Raw genomic sequence first — 17,625 nt, forward strand, 5'->3', positions numbered from 1 at the left:
GCGATCATGGGGCCGAACGGCTCCGGCAAATCGACGCTCTCGCACGTCATCGCCGGCAAGCCCGGCTATGAGGTCACCGGCGGACAAATCCTGTTCCGCGGCGAAGACCTTTTGGAGATGGCGCCGGACGAGCGCGCCGCCAAGGGCGTGTTCCTGGCGTTCCAGTACCCGGTCGAAATCCCCGGCGTCGCCACCATGAACTTCCTGCGCACCGCGCTGAATGCGCAGCGCAAGGCGCGCGGCGAGAGCGAATATTCGACACCGGACTTCCTGAAGAAGGTCCGCGAAGTCTCCAAGTCGCTCAACATTCCGCAGGACATGCTCAAGCGCGGCGTCAATGTCGGCTTCTCCGGCGGAGAAAAGAAGCGCAACGAGATCCTGCAGATGGCGCTGTTCGAGCCGAGCCTCTGCATCCTCGATGAAATGGACTCGGGTCTCGACATCGACGCGCTGAGGATCGCGGCCGACGGTGTCAACGCGCTGCGCTCGCCCGAGCGCGCCATGGTCGTGATCACCCACTACCAGCGGCTGCTCAACTACATCGTGCCGGACTACGTGCACGTGATGGCCAAGGGCTCGGTGGTGAAGACTGGCGGCAAGGAACTGGCGCTGCAGCTGGAAGAATCCGGCTATGCGCAGTTCGAAGACGCCTAAGCCTGAACGGAATTCGTGATGAACGTCGTGTTGGCAAAAACCGATTCTGGGCGCGCAGTGAGCACCAGCTTTGCGCTCGCGCGTGAGCGGTTGCCTGGCTCGGGCAAGGTCGCCGAGCAAAGGCAGCAGGCCTTTGAAGCCTTTGAGCGCGCGGGCCTCCCGCATCGCCGGATCGAGGACTGGAAATACACCGACCTGCGCGTCCTGATGCGCGAAGTGCTGCCGCTGGCGGCTGCACCCGATACGGCGGCGCTGTCGCGCGCGGAAGCCGCGCTCAAGCTGCATGCGATCGAAGGCACGCGGCGGCTGGTGCTGGTCGACGGCGTATTCGCGGCAAAGCTTTCTGATCTCGGCAAGGGCGAAAAGGGCCTTTCCGTCCGCACGCTGCGTGAGGTGCTGGAGGCGGGGGACGGCGAGTTGCTGGCCTCCGATAACTCCAATCCCATGATCGCGCTGAACACGGCGATGGCGACCGACGGCGTCGTGATCGAAATTGCCAACGGCACTGTGCTGGAGCAACCGCTGCACGTGGTCCATGTCGCGAGCACGGGCACGCCGGCTGCGATGTACACCCGTTCGCTGCTCCGCCTGGGCCGCGACGCGAGCGCGACGCTGGTGGAAAGCTTTGTCGCCACCGAAGGTGCAAAGGCGTATCAGACCTACGACTCCCTGATCGTTTCGCTCGGCGACAATGCGCGGCTCGATCATCTCCGTCTGGTTGAGGACGGGTTGGAAGCCTTCAACATTGCTTCCGCCGCGGTGACGCTCGGCGCGCATGCGCAGCTCAACACCTTTGGCATGGTGTCGGGCGCGAGCGTCAGCCGCTATCAGCCGACCATCATCTTTGCAGGCGAGGGCGCGCGGGTCGACACCAACGGTGTCAACCTGATCAAGGGCCGGCAGCATGCCGACACCACGCTGTTCATGGATCACGCGGTGCCGCACTGCGCCAGTCGCGAAGTGTTCCGCGCCGTGATCGACGACCGCGCCCATTCGGTGTTCCAGGGCCGCATCGTCGTCCGTCCGGACGCGCAGAAGACCGATGCCAAGATGATGACGCGGGCGCTCCTGCTCTCCGATGAGGCCGAGGCCGACAACAAGCCTGAGCTCGAGATTTTTGCCGACGACGTCACCTGCGGCCATGGCGCGACCACCGGTGCGCTGGACGAAAGCCTGTTGTTCTATCTGCGCGCGCGCGGCCTTCCCGAGAAGGAAGCGCAGGCGCTCCTGATCCAGGCCTTCGTCGGCGAGGCCATCGAATCGATCGCGAACGACTCGCTGCGAGAGCATGTGATCGCGGCGGCACAGCGCTGGCTGGAGGCACGCGCATGAGCACGCATCCGGCGGTCGCCAACGGCGCCTATGATGTCGCGCGGGTGCGCGAGGATTTTCCGGCGCTGGCGCTGCAGATCTACGGCAAGCCGCTGGTCTATCTCGACAACGCGGCCTCCGCGCAGAAACCGAACGCGGTGCTCGACCGCATGGCCGAAGCCTACAAGACCGAATACGCCAATGTGCATCGCGGCCTGCATTACCTCGCCAATGCCGCGACCGAGGCTTACGAAGGCGCCCGCACCAAAGTGGCGCAGTTCGTCAACGCGCAGCGCAGCGAAGAGATCATCTTCACTCGCAACGTCACCGAGGCGATCAATCTGGTCGCTTCGTCATGGGGCGAGCCCAATATCGGGCAGGGCGATGAGATCGTGCTCTCGATCATGGAGCACCATTCCAACATCGTGCCCTGGCATTTCCTGCGGGAGCGGCATGGCGCCGTCATCAAATGGGCGCCGGTCGACGACGACGGCAATTTCCTGATCGAGGAGTTCGAGAAGCTGCTCTCGCCGCGCACCAAGCTGGTTGCGATCACGCAGATGTCGAATGCGCTCGGCACGCTGGTTCCGGTCAAGGAGGTCGTCAGGATCGCGCACGATCGCGGCGTTCCGGTGCTGGTCGACGGCGCGCAGGGCGCCGTGCATCTGCCGGTCGACGTCCAGGACCTCGACTGCGATTTCTACGCCTTCACCGGCCACAAGGTTTACGGCCCGACCGGCATTGGCGTGCTCTATGCCAAGCATGAGCACCTGGTCGCGATGCGGCCGTATAACGGCGGCGGCGAGATGATCCGCGAGGTCGCAAAGGACTGGGTCACCTATGGCGACCCGCCGCACAAATTCGAGGCCGGAACCCCGCCGATCGTCCAGGCGATCGGGCTGGGCGCTGCGATCGACTACGTCAATTCGATCGGCAAGGAGCGCATCGCCGCCCATGAGCACAGCCTGCTGACCTACGCCCAGGAGCGCCTGCGCGAGATCAATTCGCTGCGGCTGATCGGCACCGCCCGGGAGAAGGGGCCGGTAATCTCTTTCGAGATGAAGGGCGCCCATCCCCACGATGTCGCGACCGTAATCGACCGCCAGGGGATTGCGGTGCGGGCCGGCACCCATTGCGTGATGCCGCTCTTAGAGCGGTTCAATGTCACAGCCACATGCCGGGCCTCGTTCGGCATGTATAATACGAGGGAAGAGGTCGACCATCTGGCGCAAGCCTTGATCAAGGCTGGGGAATTGTTCGCATGACCGAGACTGCCGACGACGTCAAAACCGCCCATGTGGAGACAAGCTCCGCCTTGCCGCCGGAAGAGACCGAGCGTCTCAGTCAGGAGATCGTGGCGGCGTTGAAGACGGTGTTCGACCCGGAAATCCCGGCCGACATCTATGAGCTCGGATTGATCTACAAGGTCGATCTCAAGGACGACCGCAGCGTCGACGTCGAGATGACGCTGACCACGCCGAACTGCCCGGCGGCCGGTGAATTGCCCACCATGGTGGAGAACGCGCTGGCCAGCGTTCCCGGCGTAGGCGTCGTCAATGTCAACCTGGTCTGGGAGCCGGCGTGGACGCCGGATCGGATGAGCGACGAGGCCCGCCTCGTGCTCAACATGTGGTGAGGTTCGTTGCCGAAGCTATCCGGTGTCATCGAGACTGCACTCTATGTCGATGACCTCGACCGCGCCCGCGCGTTCTACACCGATGTGCTCGGTCTTGAGCCTCTGACGAGCGACTCGCGGTTTATGGCCTTCGACATAGGAGGCCGGAATCTGCTGCTGCTGTTTCGTCGCGGGGCTACGCTTGAGACGGTCCATCTGCCCGGCGGCACCATTCCGCCGCACGACGGCAGCGGCCCGATCCATGCGGCCTTTGCCATCGCCGCAGATGAATTGCCAGCCTGGGAAAAGCGGCTTGGCGAGCACGATGTCGCGATCGAAGGCAGGACCGATTGGCCGCGCGGCGGCAAGAGCATCTACTTCCGCGATCCGGACAATCATTTGCTGGAACTGGTCACACCGGGAGTATGGGCGATCTACTAGGTGTGTGTCGTTCGGAGAAGTTCTAGCCAATTGCGAACATGAGACCTTCACAGCCGGAATTTCGTTGTTATTTTTGAGATGACAGACTTTGCCGCTCTGCATCGTAGGGAGAGAGAGCCGCTGCAATGGATACCATCGCACCAGTTGCCAAGCCGAAGCCGCGGCCCCGCCCGCAGGTCATGAAGCTGACGGACGCCGCGGCAGCGCGGATCATGGAACTGACCAACCGGGCCGATTCCGAGATCGTCGGCCTTCGCGTCGGCATCAAGAATGGCGGCTGCGCGGGACAGTCCTATACGGTCGAATACGCCCACGAGATCCGGCCGACCGATGAGGTGGTCGAGGACAAGGGCGTGAAGATCCTGGTCGATCCCAAGGCAGTCCTGTTCCTGCTCGGCACCGAGATGGACTACAAGGCCGATAAGATGCAGGCGCAGTTCATCTTCAACAACCCGAACCAGGTTTCCGCCTGCGGCTGCGGCGAGTCGGTTCAGCTGACACCGGCGAAGGTGTAGACCGCTCGCCAAGCACACGGGACCTCATCCGAGGAGGCCGCGCAGCGGCCGTCTCGAAGGATGGCCGCGGGTGAGATCGGGGCCTCATGGTTCGAGACGGCGCTGCGCGCCTCCTCACCATGAGGGGTGAGAGCGGGGCTGGGGCCATGATGGACCGCGAATTCCTGATCGACCTGTTTGCCGATTTCGGCCCGGTCACCATCCGCCGCATGTTCTCCGGCTACGGCATCTCTGCCGACGGCACCAACTTCGCGTTATCGCTGCGTGCTGGGCTCTATTTCCGCGCCGACGAAGAGACCATTCCGCGGTTTGAAGCGGAAGGCTCGAAGCCGTTCCAATATCAAACGAGCACCCGGACCGTCACGGTGAACTCCTACTGGCAGTTGCCGGCGCGGCTGTTCGACGATTCGGAAGAGCTGGCGCAATGGGCAAGGGCCGCGCTCGCCGCCGCGCAACGCGCCGCATTGCGCAAGCGGCCGAAAGCAAGGAAGGCGGCGAAGAAGGCCTCGGCAAAGAAAGCCAAGAAGACGCCAAATCGTAGGGTGAGCAAAGCGAAGCGTGCCCACCGTTCCAGATAGCGCGTGCGATGGTGGGCACGGCGCAAGTGCGCCTTTACGCACCCTACGAAGCTACAGCCCGTCATTGCGAGGAGCGCAGCGACAAAGCAATCCATGCCTCCACAAGCGGTGAGATGCATTGCTTCGCTTGCGCTCGCAATGACGGGGGAGAGAGCGTGACAGAACGTTCGCCTACGAAATCATCACGCAACGCGGCTGCGGATTTCGGCGGTGTATTCGGGGTCGACTTCGCAGACCACGCGGTTGCGGCCGGCGCGCTTGGCGGCATAGAGGCAGGCATCGGCGCGCTCGATCAGCGCATCCGTGTCGTCGCCCGGCTTCAGCAGGGAGACGCCGACCGAGATGGTGACGCGGCCAAGGATCTCGCCGGTGGATTTCTTCTTCAATTCCTTCGCCATCACGGCGCGGCGGATATGGTCGGCCACCGTCAGCGCCTGGCGCAGGCTGGTGTTGGGCAGCACAACCGCGAATTCCTCGCCACCGTAGCGCGCGGTGATATCCTGGCCCTTGATGGTCTGCTTCAAGGACATGCCGACCAGCCGCAGCACCTGATCGCCGGTGAGATGGCCGTAGGAATCGTTGAACGATTTGAAATGGTCGATGTCGAACATCAGGAGCGACAGCGGCTGGTCATTGGCGATCGCGGTCTGCACGGCCATCTCGATCGAGCGGTCGAAATATTTGCGGTTGCCAAGCCCGGTCAGCGGATCGGTCAGGCTCTCGGCGCGGATCGCCTCCAGGCTGTGCTGGAGATTGCTGATCTCGGTCTTTGACAGCGCCAGGCGATTCTCGAGTGCCTTGTTGGTTTCGCGCATCTCATGCGTCGACTTCACAAGCTGCTCGATGATCGGCTTGAGCTGGTCGCGATTCTTCACGCTCGCGAGCCTTTCGCTGGCGCCGCTCAGGCTTGCATCGTAGCTCGCGGACATGCCGAGCGCGTCCGAGATCAGCGTTACGACATCGTCGATCTCGCCGATGACGCGCGCGCCGACCTTGTCGATGCGATCAGATGTCTTGATGTGAGAGAGATAGGTCTCGTAGATCTGCTCGAGATCGGCTTCGCTCAGCTTGCCGTTGCGCGCCAGAGTCTCGTTGATGATCTTGTTGAGGGGAGCATTGTATCCGGTCGCGTAGACATACCAGATTTCGTAGTTGCGGGGGACGGCGGGCTGACGAAGCGACCTGATCTGCCCAAGCGCAACCTCGGCAAAAGCCATCGTGCGTTCGTGTTCGTCCAGCAGCTTGACCACTGACTAAGTCCCCAATACCGAGCCGCGCCGCTCAGCCGCAATGAATAAAAGTATCGTTGCCACGCTAATGGAGGATAATGAACGCCCCGTAAATAGGGGAATCGCACGCCGCGCGCCGACGATTCTGATGGAAGAATCGGCGGCACGAAAAAAACGAACCAAGCCAAGAGATTAGGGCGTCGGCCTGATCCGGGCCGACGCTGCGCAAAGCGCTAGACGCGGGCCCGCACGGGGCGCAGCAGAAACGCGGGGAGATGCGAGTGATCGGCTGGTTCTGAGTCGACGTCGCGCTGTGTGCGTCGCGGCTCCGGGCGGCCGATCGAAGGCACGCGCGGGCTGGTGGCGGCCGGCGGCTGCGAATTGGCATTGCGGCTATCGCGGCCGTGACCAACTCGCGGCTCACGTTCGCGCCGCGAGTTGCGGCCGCTGCGCTCGCGCGACCCGTCGCGCCGCCGCGCCTCGCGCGGCTGCTCGTCGGTCTCGTTCTCATCCGATTGAACCGAGAAGTCGCCTTCAGCGCGCGGGATCGGCTGGCCGATCAGCTTCTCGATTGCAGCGACCGACTTGGTGTCGAGCGGCGTGACGATCGAGATTGCGGTACCGGTGCGGCCCGCGCGGCCGGTGCGGCCGATGCGGTGAACGTAATCGTCGGGGTGATGGGGGACATCGAAGTTGAAGACGTGGCTGACCGCGGGAATGTCGAGGCCACGCGCCGCGACGTCGGAAGCGACCAGCAGCGGCAGCTCGCCCTTGCGGAACTGATCGAGCGCGGCCGTACGGGCGGACTGGTCCATGTCGCCGTGCAGTGCGCCGACACTGAAGCCGTGCTTCTGCAGCGACTTGTGAAGAACGGCGACTTCGCGCTTGCGATTGCAGAAGATAATCGCGTTGTTGAGATCTTTGGCCCCGCGCAGCAGGCGGCGGAGGATTTCACGCTTCTGGTGCGGCTCGCGTCCGGAGGGCACCTGCGATTGCGTGACGGTGACAGCGGTAGTGGCGGGCTTGGAGACTTCGACCTTCACGGGGTTGTGGAGGAAAGCCTCGGTGATGCGCCGGATTTCCGGCGGCATGGTGGCGGTGAAGAACAGCGTCTGACGGGTGAAGGGCACCAGTTTGCAGATGCGCTCGATATCGGGGATGAAGCCCATGTCCAGCATGCGGTCCGCTTCATCGATCACGAGCAGCTCGACGCCGGTGAGCAATAGTCCGCCGCGCTCGGTATGGTCGAGCAACCGGCCGGGGGTCGCGATCAGGACATCGACGCCACGGGTCAATTTGCTGTCCTGGTCGCCGAACGAGACGCCGCCGATCAGGAGCGCCACGTTGAGTTTCTGTCCGGCCCCATAGCGGTCGAAGTTTTCCTTCACCTGGGCGGCGAGCTCGCGTGTCGGCTCGAGGATCAGGGTCCGTGGCATTCGTGCCCGGGCCCGGCCTTTCTCGAGGATGGTGAGCATCGGAAGCACGAAGGCGGCGGTCTTGCCGGTGCCGGTCTGGGCGATGCCGAGGACATCGCGGCGGGCGAGAACGTGGGGAATCGCCTGTTCCTGGATGGGCGTGGGATTGGTGTATCCGGTGGCCGCTACGGCGGCCAAGACCTTGTCGGAAAGGCCGAGATTGGAAAAAGACATTGAGCCTCTTGTCGACACCGCCGTTCGGAATCGAGGGTAAAAAGGCTGGTCGCGTTTCGCCCCGAAACGGCGTTGCTTCTCAAAAAAGCTCGGGGGCTCTGACTGACGCTGACAGGCGGCAAACTCAGGGAATCGCGTTTCGATCCAAGGCCGCGTTGTCCGGAACATAGGTTCGAAATCGCCAAAGTCAATCTGGGAACTGCCCAAATGCTCGAAAAAGCTTAATGTTTTCGCACAAATAAGGGGCGAGCTGTCATTTGGCCGTCAAATGGCGGGGCGGTACTGGCCGAACGCGAAAGCTCGTACACTGAACCCGTTGGGGCGGTGTACCGACTATGGCATCGACGGTCGCGCGTTACGGGGCGCTTGGTGAGACGGGGCAGAGAATGGCTGGCTTTCTTTCGAGAGTTCTGATGGTCGCGGGCATTGCCCTGGCATCGGCAACTCTCGCCGCGCCCGCGCTGGCTGAAAAGCGCGTTGCGCTGGTCGTCGGCAACAACGAGTACAAGAACGTCCCCAAGTTGCAGAAGGCGGTGAATGACGCCCGCACCATGGCGGACACGCTGAAGCAACTCGGCTTCTCCGTCATGATCGCCGAGAATCAGAACCGGCAGCAATTCTCCGAGACGCTGCTCGCCTTCGACAAGGCGATCGAGCCTGGCGACACCGCGTTCTTCTTTTACGCCGGCCATGGCTTCGAGATCGCCGGCCAGAACTTCCTGCTGCCGACCGACGTGCCGGCGGCGACCGAGGGCCAGGAAGAATTGGTGCGCGACGCATCTGTTCTCGCCGACCGCATCGTCGAGCGCCTGCAGAACAAGAAGGCGCGCACCTCGATCCTGGTGTTCGATGCTTGCCGCAACAATCCGTTCGAGCGGCCGGGAACGCGCGCGGTCGCCGGCGGTGGCGGGCTGGCGCCGCTGACGCAGTTGCCGGAGGGCGTATTCTCGGTGTTCTCGGCCGGCCCGCGCCAGACCGCCCTCGATCGGCTGTCGAACGACGATACCAATCCCAATTCGGTGTTCACCCGTACCTTCGCCAAGCAGTTGCTGCAGCCCGGAAAGAATCTGGTCCAGGTCGCCCAGCAGACACGGCGCCTGGTCAGCGAGGCGGCTGAGACCATCAGGCACAAGCAGATCCCTGTTTATTTCGACCAGATGGTGGATGACGTGTTCCTGAACGGCATGACGAAAGCGCAGGATGTGGCGGGAGCTGCCGAGGTACCGCAGAAGCTTGCAGCATTGCCGCCGGTCTCGGTGCCGCGTATTCCGAAGGACGATTCCGTCAACGCGCCGATCGCAAGTTTCTCCCGCCATAATGGCGGCTGGACGGTGGTGTTCTCGATCGCGGACCCTGCGCTCGGAATCTCCTGGCGGATGGGCGACGGCGGCGATTTCCGCGAGACCGGATTCATCGACGCGCTTGATCCGCGCACGCGCAAACGGATGCCCAATCCGTCGATCGAACTGGCAGCCGATGCGCCGGCCGGCACCATCCAGGTCCGCTATGTCGATGCGGCCGGGGAGATGCAAGGGCCATTTCCGATCCGGTTCGACCCCGAAGCGGCATTGATCCGCGACCAGCGCAAGATCCTCGACATGACTGCGACGAGCTGGCTGTCGTTCCGCGAGTTCAACGGGCTCCTGGTCTATTACACCCATCTGATGTCCTACCGCTGCGCGATCCGCGAGGCGCGTATCGGTATCGACAGCGCAGTGCCGGACAAGGTGCTGAAGATGCCGCCCTGCGATCCGCGCGACCCCAGCGTGATCCCGCACGAGGCGCAGCCCTATCTGAAGCTTGCGCCGCAGACCAAGTCGGTCTCGGTGGAGCTGACCTATCGCGACGGCAGCGTATCGGAGATCAAGATGTTCCGACGCTAGTCGTCTGATTGGCGCTATAGTTCAAGCCGGGTCTCGACGAGGGCATCATGAGCGCAAGCGTATCGCAGCATCCGTCGGTGCGCAGGATGAAAGTGCGCTGCTGCATCGTCGGCGGCGGGCCGGCGGGCATGATGCTTGGCTACCTCCTGGGCCGCGCCGGCGTCGATGTGGTGGTGCTGGAGAAGCATGCTGACTTCTTTCGCGACTTTCGCGGCGACACCGTGCATCCCTCGACCTTGCAGGTGATGGACGAACTCGGGCTGATCGACGGCTTCCTCAAGCTACCGCACCAGGAATTGCAGAAGCTCGAAGGGATGTTCGGCGGCACCAAGGTCCGGATCGCCGATCTCTCCCGCACGGACGCAAAATACCCGTTCATTGCTTTCATGCCGCAATGGGACTTTCTCAACTTCCTGCGCGAGAGCGGCAAGCGTTTCGCTTCACTGCAAGTGCTGATGAGCACGGAGGCGACCGATCTGATCCGCAATGGCGAAGCGCTTGCCGGCGTGAGGGCCAAGACGCCGGAGGGCGCGCTCGACATCGAGGCCGATCTGACGATTGCTTGCGACGGCCGTCACTCGACTGTGCGCGAGCGCGCCGGACTTGCGGTCGAGGAGATCGGCGCGCCCATGGACGTGTTGTGGTTTCGCGTCGGGCGGCGGCCGGACGAAAACGAGAACCTGTTCGCGCGGGTCGAGCCCGGCAAGATGATGGTCACGTTCAACCGAGGCGATTACTGGCAATGCGCCTATGTGATCGCCAAGGGACAATACGACGCGGTGAAGGCGAGGGGACTTCCGGCGCTGCTGGATGACGTGGTGCGGCTGGCGCCGGTCCTGAAGTCCGGCATTTCCGATGTCAAAAGCTGGGACGACGTGAAGCTCCTGACGGTTGCGATTAACAGGCTAAAGCGCTGGACGCTGCCGGGGCTGCTGTGCATCGGCGACGCCGCGCATGCGATGTCGCCGGTCGGCGGCGTCGGCGTCAACCTGGCGGTGCAGGATGCGGTCGCGACCGCCAATCTGCTGGCGGCAAAGCTTGCGGGCGGCTGCCCGACCGAGGATGAACTCGACGCGGTACGCAAGCGGCGCGAATTTCCGATGAAGATGACGCAGACGATGCAGACCATCGTGCAGAACAGGATCATCAGCACGGCGCTCGGACCCGCCAATCAGCCAGTCAAGGTTCCGCTGGCGGTGCGGCTGGTCACGGCGATGCCCTGGTTGCAGGGCATCACCGCGCGCTTCGTCGGGATCGGCGTGCGTCCCGAACATGTGCAGTCGCCCGCGCTCTCCTGAATCAGCCCATGATCGAATAGCCGCCGTCGACGGGGATGGCGCTGCCGGTGATGAAATCGGAAGCCGGCGACGCGAGGAACACCGCGATCCCCGAGAGATCGTCGATATCGCCCCAGCGCGCCGCCGGCGTGCGCGCCAGCACCCGCTCATGCAGCCCGGCGATCTCGCTGCGGCCGCGCCGGGTCAGGTCGGTGTCGATCCAGCCGGGCAGGATCGCGTTGATCTGGATGTTATCGGCCGCCCAGGCGCAGGCACAGGAGCGCGTGAACTGCACGATGCCGCCTTTGCTCGCGGCATAGGCCGGCGTGAAGCTGGCGCCGAAGATCGACATCATCGAGCCAATATTGATGATCTTGCCGCCGCCGGCTTCTTTCATCGCCGGATGGACCGCCTGCGAGCATAGGAAGGCGCTGGTGAGGTTGGTCGCGATCACGCTGTCCCATTCGCCGATATCGAGCTCATGCGGCGGCTTGCGGATATTGATGCCGGCGTTGTTGACGAGGATATCGATTCGCCCGAACTCGGCTTTGACGCGCGCCACCATGTCGGCGACGGCTTTGCTGTCGGTGACATCGGCGGCGATCGCAACGGCCTTGCCGCCGCGCTGCTTAAGTTCGGCGACCGCGGCCGCCGACTTCTCTTCGTTGCGGCCGACGACGGCAATCGCAGCGCCGGCATCCGCCAGCCCGCGCGCCATCCCAAGCCCGATTCCACCATTGCCGCCGGTGACGATCGCAACCTTGCCAGTAAGGTCGAAGAGGGGCGTTCCCATTGTTGTTTTCCGCTTCTGTTGTCGAGATTGAGGGAAGATGCCGACTGGGGCGAGGCTTTGCCAGCCCCGGATGTCGCAGACGTGCCAGTCTTGCAACGAACCCCAGGCGCAAACGCAAAAAAAGCCCCGGGCGATGCCGGGGCTTCTGCCTGCCAGTTCAGCAGAGATCAGTACCTGCCGACGACCGGGGTACCCCAGTTGAAACGGTAGACGATCGAGGTGCTGATCGTCTGCACCCAAGGCTTGAAGGTCGTCGAAATTCCCGTCGGTGTGCCATCAAGGAACGATGAGGGCAGAGAGATGCGGTCGTAGAACGCGGAGCGATATTCGGTCTTCATGAACCAACCAGGTGCGCTGATGCCGAAGATATCGAGGTTGTTCTCAACGCCGCCACCGACGAACCAGCCGTCACGACGGAACGAAGGAGTGGTCGCACCGACCGGGTTTCCGGCGAGATCGGAAAGGGTCGTGCCCGACCATTCCGAACCCGAATAGCCGCCGTTGACATAGGAGTAGACATTCGGCGCAACCAGATAGCCGAGGCGCACACCGGCCGCATAGCTAGTCCGAAGCTTCACACGCCCCTCGACCTGGTCGATCGGGTCGGTCAACGAACCACGAAGGCTGCCGAACTGGCCGTCGGCGAACACGCCGGCAACCCACCGGCCGTTGAACTGCCAATCGTAGCCGATACCAACGGTACCGAACCAGCCGTCGCCGCCGAGCCGCGTGTCGCGCGACAGCGGAATCGCGCCAACGGTGGTTTGAACGTTGCTGTCAGCATCCCACAGACCGCCGCCGCCACCGCCGAAGACATAGAAGCCGGTCCAGTTATAGACGGGCGCCACCGGCGGCGGCGCCTTCGTATACGGCCGAGCGCCAAGATCAGCCGCCGAGGCCGACCCCGTCAGTGCTGCAACCGCCGCCACAGCGAGTGCCAATTTCTTCATGTTCAAATCCCCAACTTGCAAGACGAGCGCCTGACGGCTGCGTCGATTCCATTCCGTAGCTGCACAAACTATAGCTATTTCAACCAGGAATGCTGTTGCGGGACAGGCACACTTGCCTGAAAACGCTTCGGTTCGTCTTCGGCCCGGAGCGGTGGGCGTGCCGCGGCAGGTTAAAAATCTACCGCGCGTACAGAGGGTTATTCTGGAAAGCGATGGTTAGACGTCAAGCAGGTCGTCGCTGGCAAATTCAGCCTTGTCCGAAATGAAGGCGAACCGCGCCTCGGCCTTGGTGCCCATCAATCGCTCAACCGAATCGGCGGTGCCCTCGCGGTCATCGGCAAGCAGAACGACCCGCAGCAGGGTGCGCTTGGCCGGGTCCATCGTGGTTTCCTTGAGCTGCGCCGGCATCATCTCGCCCAGGCCTTTGAAGCGGTTGACCTCGACCTTGGCGTTGGCATTGAACTCGCTCTTGATCAGCGCATCCTTGTGCGCGTCATCGCGGGCATAGACCGATTTGGAGCCGTGAGTGAGCTTGTAGAGCGGCGGTACCGCCAGATAGAGGTGCCCTTCGTCGATCAGCCGCGGCATCTGGCGGTAAAAGAAGGTGATCAGCAGCGACGCGATATGGGCGCCGTCGACGTCGGCGTCGGTCATGATGACGATGCGCTGATACCGCAGGTCCTCTTCGCGATAATGCGCACCGGTGCCACAGCCGATCGCCTGCACAAGGTCGCTGAGCTGGACATTGCCCATCAGCTTGTCCTTGCCGGCAGAAGCGACGTTGAGGATCTTGCCGCGCAGCGGCAGCACGGCCTGCGTCTTGCGATCGCGCGCCTGCTTGGCGCTGCCGCCGGCTGAGTCGCCCTCGACGATGAAGAGTTCGGAACCTGCAAGTCCGGCGTCGGTACAATCGGCGAGCTTGCCGGGCAGGCGAGCCTTTTTGCCGGCGGTCTTGCGTGCAATCTCTTTCTCCTGGCGGCGGCGCAGCCGTTCCTCGGCGCGTTCGACCACGAAATCGAGCAGCCTGTTGGCCTGCACCGGATTGCCCGACAGCCAGTGATCGAACGGATCCTTGATGGCCTGCTCAACGATGCGCTGGGCCTCCGCCGTGGCCAGCCGGTCCTTGGTCTGGCCCTGGAACTCCGGCTCGCGCACGAACACGCTGAGCATCACCGCGGCGCCGACCATGACGTCTTCCGAGGTGACCGATGCAGCCCGCTTGCCCTGGCCGACGCGCTCGGCGTGATCCTTCAGGCCGCGCAGCAGCGCGCTCCGCATGCCGGATTCATGGGTGCCGCCATCGGGGGTCGGAACGGTGTTGCAGTAGGAGGACAGGAAGCCGTCGGCGTCCGCCGTCCAGGCCACCGCCCATTCGCAGGCGCCGTGGGCGCCGTTGCGGCCCGACTTGCCGGAGAAGATGTCCGGATGCACCAGCGTGTCGGCATGGATCGCGGCGGCGAGGTAATCCTTCAGGCCGCCGGGGAAGTGGAAGGTTGCCTCCGCCGGCACATCCTCGACGCCCTTCAGGAGTTCCTGGTCGCAATGCCAACGGATCTCGACGCCGCCGAACAGATACGCTTTGGAGCGCGTCATCTTGAACAGGCGCTGCGGTTTGAATGTGGCCTTGGCGCCAAAGATGTCGGTATCGGGCTTGAAGCGGATGCGCGTGCCGCGGCGGTTGCTGACCTTGCCGAGGTCTTCGAGTTTGCCCTTCGGATGGCCGCGCTCAAACGTCATGCGGTGGAGCTTCTGGCCGCGCGCCACCTCGACCTCAAGCCGCGAGGAGAGGGCGTTGACCACGGAAACGCCGACGCCGTGCAGGCCGCCCGAGGTCTCGTAGACCTTGGAGTCGAACTTGCCGCCCGAATGCAGCGTGCACATGATGACTTCGAGCGCGGATTTCTTCGGGAATTTCGGGTGCGGATCGACCGGAATGCCGCGGCCGTTGTCGGTGACTGTCAGGAAACCGTCCGCGGTCAACTCCACCTCGATGAAGGTGGCGTGCCCCGCCAGCGCCTCGTCCATGGAGTTGTCGATGATTTCGGCGAACAGATGGTGGAGCGCCTTTTCGTCGGTGCCGCCGATATACATGCCGGGCCGCCGGCGGACCGGTTCCAGCCCTTCGAGCACCTCGATATCAGCGGCGGTATAGTCAGCCTCAGCGGAACCCGACCGCGCAGCGACCTTCAGCTGCGCCCGGCCCTTGTTGGGTTCGGCACCGGCGAACAGGTCGTCATTGGATTTGGTTTTTGCGGCGGGTTTCAGTGATTTGGACATGGCTCTTCATAGATTGCGCAAACAGCGCGCAGCGAATCAGTCACTCTGACTATGACACGGATAGGCTTAAAAAGTGACCGCCGGGCAGCGGCAATCGATGCCTCGCCCGGCGGTCACAGAATAGATAGGGACTCTCGATCAGGCGCGCGAGGTGCGGAACACGATCAGGGCAAACAGGGCCATGGAGCCGACCACCAGCAATGAGCCCACGACCGGAGCGATCTCGAAAGAGGATCCCTTAAGGAGCACGATGGCCACGCCCGCGGGGAACAGGATCGCGCCGAGAATGTGCATCCAGCCCTGGATCCGGGCCAGCATCGTCGCCCCCGCGGCCGGAATCAGGTGGTAATAGAGCCCAAACAGGAACAAAAGCACGCCGCCGACGAGATTGAGATGGGCATGCGCCGGCGCCAAAGTGAAGTTTTGCTGGATACCCATAGCGATGCCGCCCAGCATTCCGAGCAGCAGAACGACAGCACTCACGCACATCATCAACGATCCAATCATCAAAAACCTCATCTTGTGGGAAAACGCCGCGGCCATGGGGCCGGGAACTGAAATCACGCCCCTTCCTTCGGCTTTGTGACTTGATTGTCACGCAAGGGGCTGGCTTACCTGTCCTTAGGCTATGAGCCCGCAGAAAGGTTCAAGCCACCTGAGCGGGGCGGGGAAGGCGTTCATTATATGGAAGAATTTGCGCGTGCCGTGGCCGATTTCGTGCGCGACCACCAGGCTTGGGCCGCGCCAATCGTGCTCGTGCTGGCGTTCGGCGAGTCGCTCGCCTTTGTTTCGTTGCTGATCCCAGCCTGGGGTGCGCTTGTCGCGATCGGTGCGCTGATCGGGGTGAGCGGTATTAGTTTCTGGCCGGTCTGGATCGCCGGCGGCATCGGCGCGGCGCTCGGCGACTGGGTCTCCTATTGGTTCGGCTACCGCTACAAGGAAAAGGTCGCGCAGATGTGGCCGCTATCGCGCTACCCGGAGATCCTGCCGCGCGGCGAAGCCTTCGTACGCAAATGGGGCGTGCCCAGCATCTTCATTGGCCGCTTCTTTGGACCCTTGCGTGCCTCGGTTCCGCTCGCGGCCGGTATCTTCGAGATGTCATATTGGCCATTCCAGATCGCCAATTTCATCTCCGCGCTGGTGTGGTCGGCGGTGCTGCTGCTGTTCGGGGACGTGATGGCGCGCATCGCCGAGTGGTTGTGGCGAACGGTGTGAGACGTGGAATAAGCGCCTCAGGCGGGGGTTAGCTCCGTCGATACTGGGCGCTCCATTTTCCGGTAGATTGGGTCCTTGCAGGAAGCCAACGCGGAAATACCGCGATCATCGTTTCAGTGGGAGAGCATCATGGAAATCACACGTCGTCATGCCCTCGCGGGCGCAGCCGCTATTGCTGCTGCGCCACTGTTGCCGAACGTTTCCGCACAGGCCGCGGCGCCGCTCGCGGACAAACAGGCGCCGAGCTTCTACCGCTACAAGGTCGGTGACATCCAGATCACCGTGGTGTCCGACGGCAAGAACGTCTTCAAGCTGGAAGACTCCTTCATCACCAATGCGAAGAAGGAGGAAGTGAACGCGGCGCTGGAGAAGGCGTTCCTGCCGCGTGACGTCTTCACGATCCATTTCGCCCCGCTCGTGATCAACAGCGGCGGCAAGCTCATCGTTCTCGACACCGGCAACGGCCCCACTGCCAAGGTCAACAGCAAGGGCGCCAACGGATTGTTCATCGACAACATGACGGCTGCGGGATTCGATCCCAAGGCGGTGGATATGGTCGTGATCTCCCACTTCCACGGCGATCATGTGAATGGCCTCTTGACGGCGGACGGCACGCCGGCGTTTCCGAACGCCGAGGTGCTGGTGCCTGCGGTGGAATGGAAGTTCTGGATGGACGATGGCGAGATGAGCCGCGCTCCGGCCGGTCGCATGCAGGGTCTTTTCAAGAACAACCGCAGCACCTTCGAGGCGAGCCTTCAGAAGAAGGTGACGCCCTACGAATGGGGCAAGGAGGTCGCGCCGGGACTGCTCGCGGTCGACAGCTGGCCACACTCCGGGCCACACCTCCTACGTGTTGTCGTCCGGCTCGGGGAAGGTGTTCATCCAGTCCGACGTCACCAACAATCCGAATCCGTTCGCGACCAATCCGGGCTGGCACGCCTTCTTCGATCAGGACGCCGACATGGCCGAGAAGACCCGTCGCCGGGTCTACGACATGGTGGCCGCCGAGAAGCTGCAATTGCAGGGCTTCCACTATCCGTTCCCCGGCCTCGCCAATATCGAGAAGGACGGCAATGGCTACCGGGTGATCCCGGCGCCGTGGAATCCGGTGATCTGAATTGGTCCCACGCTCGTCATTCCGGGGCGCGCGCCTTTAGCGCGCGAACCTGGAAGCTGGAGGTTGTGGCGCGCGATTCCGGGTTGGACGCTACCGCGTCGCCCCGGAATGACGGCGTTGC

16 protein-coding genes and 1 pseudogene are annotated in these 17,625 nt (G+C 63.1%); 11 read left to right on the forward strand and 6 right to left on the reverse strand.

The features are described from left to right. The 7 genes from sufC to AC5ZGW_RS23385 form a co-directional block, all read left to right on the forward strand. The coding region (gene sufC, locus AC5ZGW_RS23355; RefSeq protein WP_496113965.1) for a Fe-S cluster assembly ATPase SufC at positions 1-654 on the forward strand (654 nt) is incomplete at its 5' end. A gap of 18 nt (positions 655-672) precedes the next feature. Next, a complete protein-coding gene (gene sufD / locus AC5ZGW_RS23360; protein ID WP_130228019.1) occupies positions 673-1,986 on the forward strand; it encodes a Fe-S cluster assembly protein SufD in 1,314 nt (437 codons plus the stop codon). Further along, positions 1,983-3,230 (forward strand): cysteine desulfurase, encoded by a 1,248-nt coding sequence (locus AC5ZGW_RS23365; RefSeq protein ID WP_130228020.1) that lies wholly within the window; start codon positions 1,983-1,985, stop codon positions 3,228-3,230. Before sufD ends, AC5ZGW_RS23365 begins: the two co-directional genes overlap by 4 nt. Continuing rightward, complete coding sequence (locus tag AC5ZGW_RS23370) at positions 3,227-3,601, forward strand: SUF system Fe-S cluster assembly protein (RefSeq protein ID WP_028169354.1); 375 nt, start codon at positions 3,227-3,229, stop codon at positions 3,599-3,601. Before AC5ZGW_RS23365 ends, AC5ZGW_RS23370 begins: the two co-directional genes overlap by 4 nt. 6 nt (positions 3,602-3,607) lie before the next feature. Then, the gene (locus tag AC5ZGW_RS23375; RefSeq protein WP_130228021.1) at positions 3,608-4,021 is read left to right on the forward strand and encodes a VOC family protein; all 414 of its coding nucleotides are present in this window, start codon (positions 3,608-3,610) and stop codon (positions 4,019-4,021) included. A 125-nt stretch (positions 4,022-4,146) separates the two neighbouring features. After that, positions 4,147-4,536, forward strand: a complete 390-nt coding sequence (locus tag AC5ZGW_RS23380) for a HesB/IscA family protein (RefSeq protein WP_130228022.1) — start codon at positions 4,147-4,149, stop codon at positions 4,534-4,536. A gap of 149 nt (positions 4,537-4,685) precedes the next feature. Further along, positions 4,686-5,114, forward strand: a complete 429-nt coding sequence (locus AC5ZGW_RS23385; RefSeq protein WP_165435390.1) for a TfoX/Sxy family protein — start codon at positions 4,686-4,688, stop codon at positions 5,112-5,114. A 182-nt stretch (positions 5,115-5,296) separates the two neighbouring features. Here the strand turns inward: AC5ZGW_RS23385 and AC5ZGW_RS23390 are convergent, their stop codons facing one another. Together AC5ZGW_RS23390 and AC5ZGW_RS23395 are read right to left on the reverse strand one after the other, a co-directional pair. Beyond that, positions 5,297-6,364, reverse strand: a complete 1,068-nt coding sequence (locus tag AC5ZGW_RS23390) for a GGDEF domain-containing protein (protein ID WP_130228023.1) — start codon at positions 6,362-6,364, stop codon at positions 5,297-5,299. Positions 6,365-6,576: 212 nt separating this feature from the next. After that, positions 6,577-7,992, reverse strand: a complete 1,416-nt coding sequence (locus tag AC5ZGW_RS23395) for a DEAD/DEAH box helicase (RefSeq protein ID WP_130228024.1) — start codon at positions 7,990-7,992, stop codon at positions 6,577-6,579. Between the two features lie 413 nt (positions 7,993-8,405). Between AC5ZGW_RS23395 and AC5ZGW_RS23400 the strand changes: the two genes are divergently transcribed. After that, on the forward strand, positions 8,406-9,875 hold the full coding sequence (locus tag AC5ZGW_RS23400) for a caspase family protein (protein ID WP_245474893.1): 1,470 nt from the start codon (positions 8,406-8,408) through the stop codon (positions 9,873-9,875). A gap of 47 nt (positions 9,876-9,922) precedes the next feature. Beyond that, entirely contained in the window at positions 9,923-11,173 is a 1,251-nt protein-coding gene (locus tag AC5ZGW_RS23405) for an FAD-dependent oxidoreductase (protein WP_165435389.1), read from the forward strand. 1 nt (position 11,174) lies between these two features. Here AC5ZGW_RS23405 and AC5ZGW_RS23410 read toward each other — a convergent pair whose 3' ends face one another. From AC5ZGW_RS23410 to AC5ZGW_RS23425, 4 genes are all read right to left on the reverse strand, one after another. Then, positions 11,175-11,945, reverse strand: coding sequence for an SDR family NAD(P)-dependent oxidoreductase (locus AC5ZGW_RS23410; RefSeq protein WP_130228026.1), 771 nt, complete (start codon positions 11,943-11,945; stop codon positions 11,175-11,177). A gap of 167 nt (positions 11,946-12,112) precedes the next feature. Next, positions 12,113-12,895: an outer membrane protein gene (locus AC5ZGW_RS23415; RefSeq protein WP_130228027.1), complete on the reverse strand. Its 783-nt coding sequence runs from the start codon at positions 12,893-12,895 to the stop codon at positions 12,113-12,115. A 216-nt stretch (positions 12,896-13,111) separates the two neighbouring features. Then, positions 13,112-15,172 (reverse strand): DNA topoisomerase IV subunit B, encoded by a 2,061-nt coding sequence (parE, locus tag AC5ZGW_RS23420; protein WP_130228028.1) that lies wholly within the window; start codon positions 15,170-15,172, stop codon positions 13,112-13,114. A 138-nt stretch (positions 15,173-15,310) separates the two neighbouring features. After that, the gene (locus tag AC5ZGW_RS23425) at positions 15,311-15,736 is read right to left on the reverse strand and encodes a hypothetical protein (protein WP_245474894.1); all 426 of its coding nucleotides are present in this window, start codon (positions 15,734-15,736) and stop codon (positions 15,311-15,313) included. 120 nt (positions 15,737-15,856) lie between these two features. On the opposite strand from AC5ZGW_RS23425, the gene AC5ZGW_RS23430 reads away from it, so the two are divergent. Continuing rightward, positions 15,857-16,387 carry a DedA family protein gene (locus AC5ZGW_RS23430; RefSeq protein ID WP_130228029.1) on the forward strand — a complete coding sequence of 177 codons (531 nt, stop codon included), beginning with the start codon at positions 15,857-15,859 and terminating at the stop codon, positions 16,385-16,387. A gap of 129 nt (positions 16,388-16,516) precedes the next feature. Next, positions 16,517-17,504: pseudogene (locus tag AC5ZGW_RS23435) on the forward strand (MBL fold metallo-hydrolase). Positions 17,505-17,625 lie beyond the last annotated feature (121 nt).

The organism is Bradyrhizobium sp. Crot121, assembly GCF_059512385.1.

Excerpts from the sequence above, each read along its gene's own strand:
- sufD (WP_130228019.1), top strand. The coding sequence starts at position 673 with ATGAACGTCGTGTTGGCAAAAACCGATTCTGGGCGCGCAGTGAGCACC.
- AC5ZGW_RS23365 (WP_130228020.1), top strand. The coding sequence starts at position 1,983 with ATGAGCACGCATCCGGCGGTCGCCAACGGCGCCTATGATGTCGCGCGG.
- AC5ZGW_RS23370 (WP_028169354.1), top strand. The coding sequence starts at position 3,227 with ATGACCGAGACTGCCGACGACGTCAAAACCGCCCATGTGGAGACAAGC.
- AC5ZGW_RS23380 (WP_130228022.1), top strand. The coding sequence starts at position 4,147 with ATGGATACCATCGCACCAGTTGCCAAGCCGAAGCCGCGGCCCCGCCCG.
- AC5ZGW_RS23385 (WP_165435390.1), top strand. The coding sequence starts at position 4,686 with ATGGACCGCGAATTCCTGATCGACCTGTTTGCCGATTTCGGCCCGGTC.
- AC5ZGW_RS23395 (WP_130228024.1), bottom strand. The coding sequence starts at position 7,992 with ATGTCTTTTTCCAATCTCGGCCTTTCCGACAAGGTCTTGGCCGCCGTA.
- AC5ZGW_RS23400 (WP_245474893.1), top strand. The coding sequence starts at position 8,406 with ATGGTCGCGGGCATTGCCCTGGCATCGGCAACTCTCGCCGCGCCCGCG.
- AC5ZGW_RS23405 (WP_165435389.1), top strand. The coding sequence starts at position 9,923 with ATGAGCGCAAGCGTATCGCAGCATCCGTCGGTGCGCAGGATGAAAGTG.
- AC5ZGW_RS23410 (WP_130228026.1), bottom strand. The coding sequence starts at position 11,945 with ATGGGAACGCCCCTCTTCGACCTTACTGGCAAGGTTGCGATCGTCACC.
- AC5ZGW_RS23415 (WP_130228027.1), bottom strand. The coding sequence starts at position 12,895 with ATGAAGAAATTGGCACTCGCTGTGGCGGCGGTTGCAGCACTGACGGGG.
- parE (WP_130228028.1), bottom strand. The coding sequence starts at position 15,172 with ATGTCCAAATCACTGAAACCCGCCGCAAAAACCAAATCCAATGACGAC.
- AC5ZGW_RS23430 (WP_130228029.1), top strand. The coding sequence starts at position 15,857 with ATGGAAGAATTTGCGCGTGCCGTGGCCGATTTCGTGCGCGACCACCAG.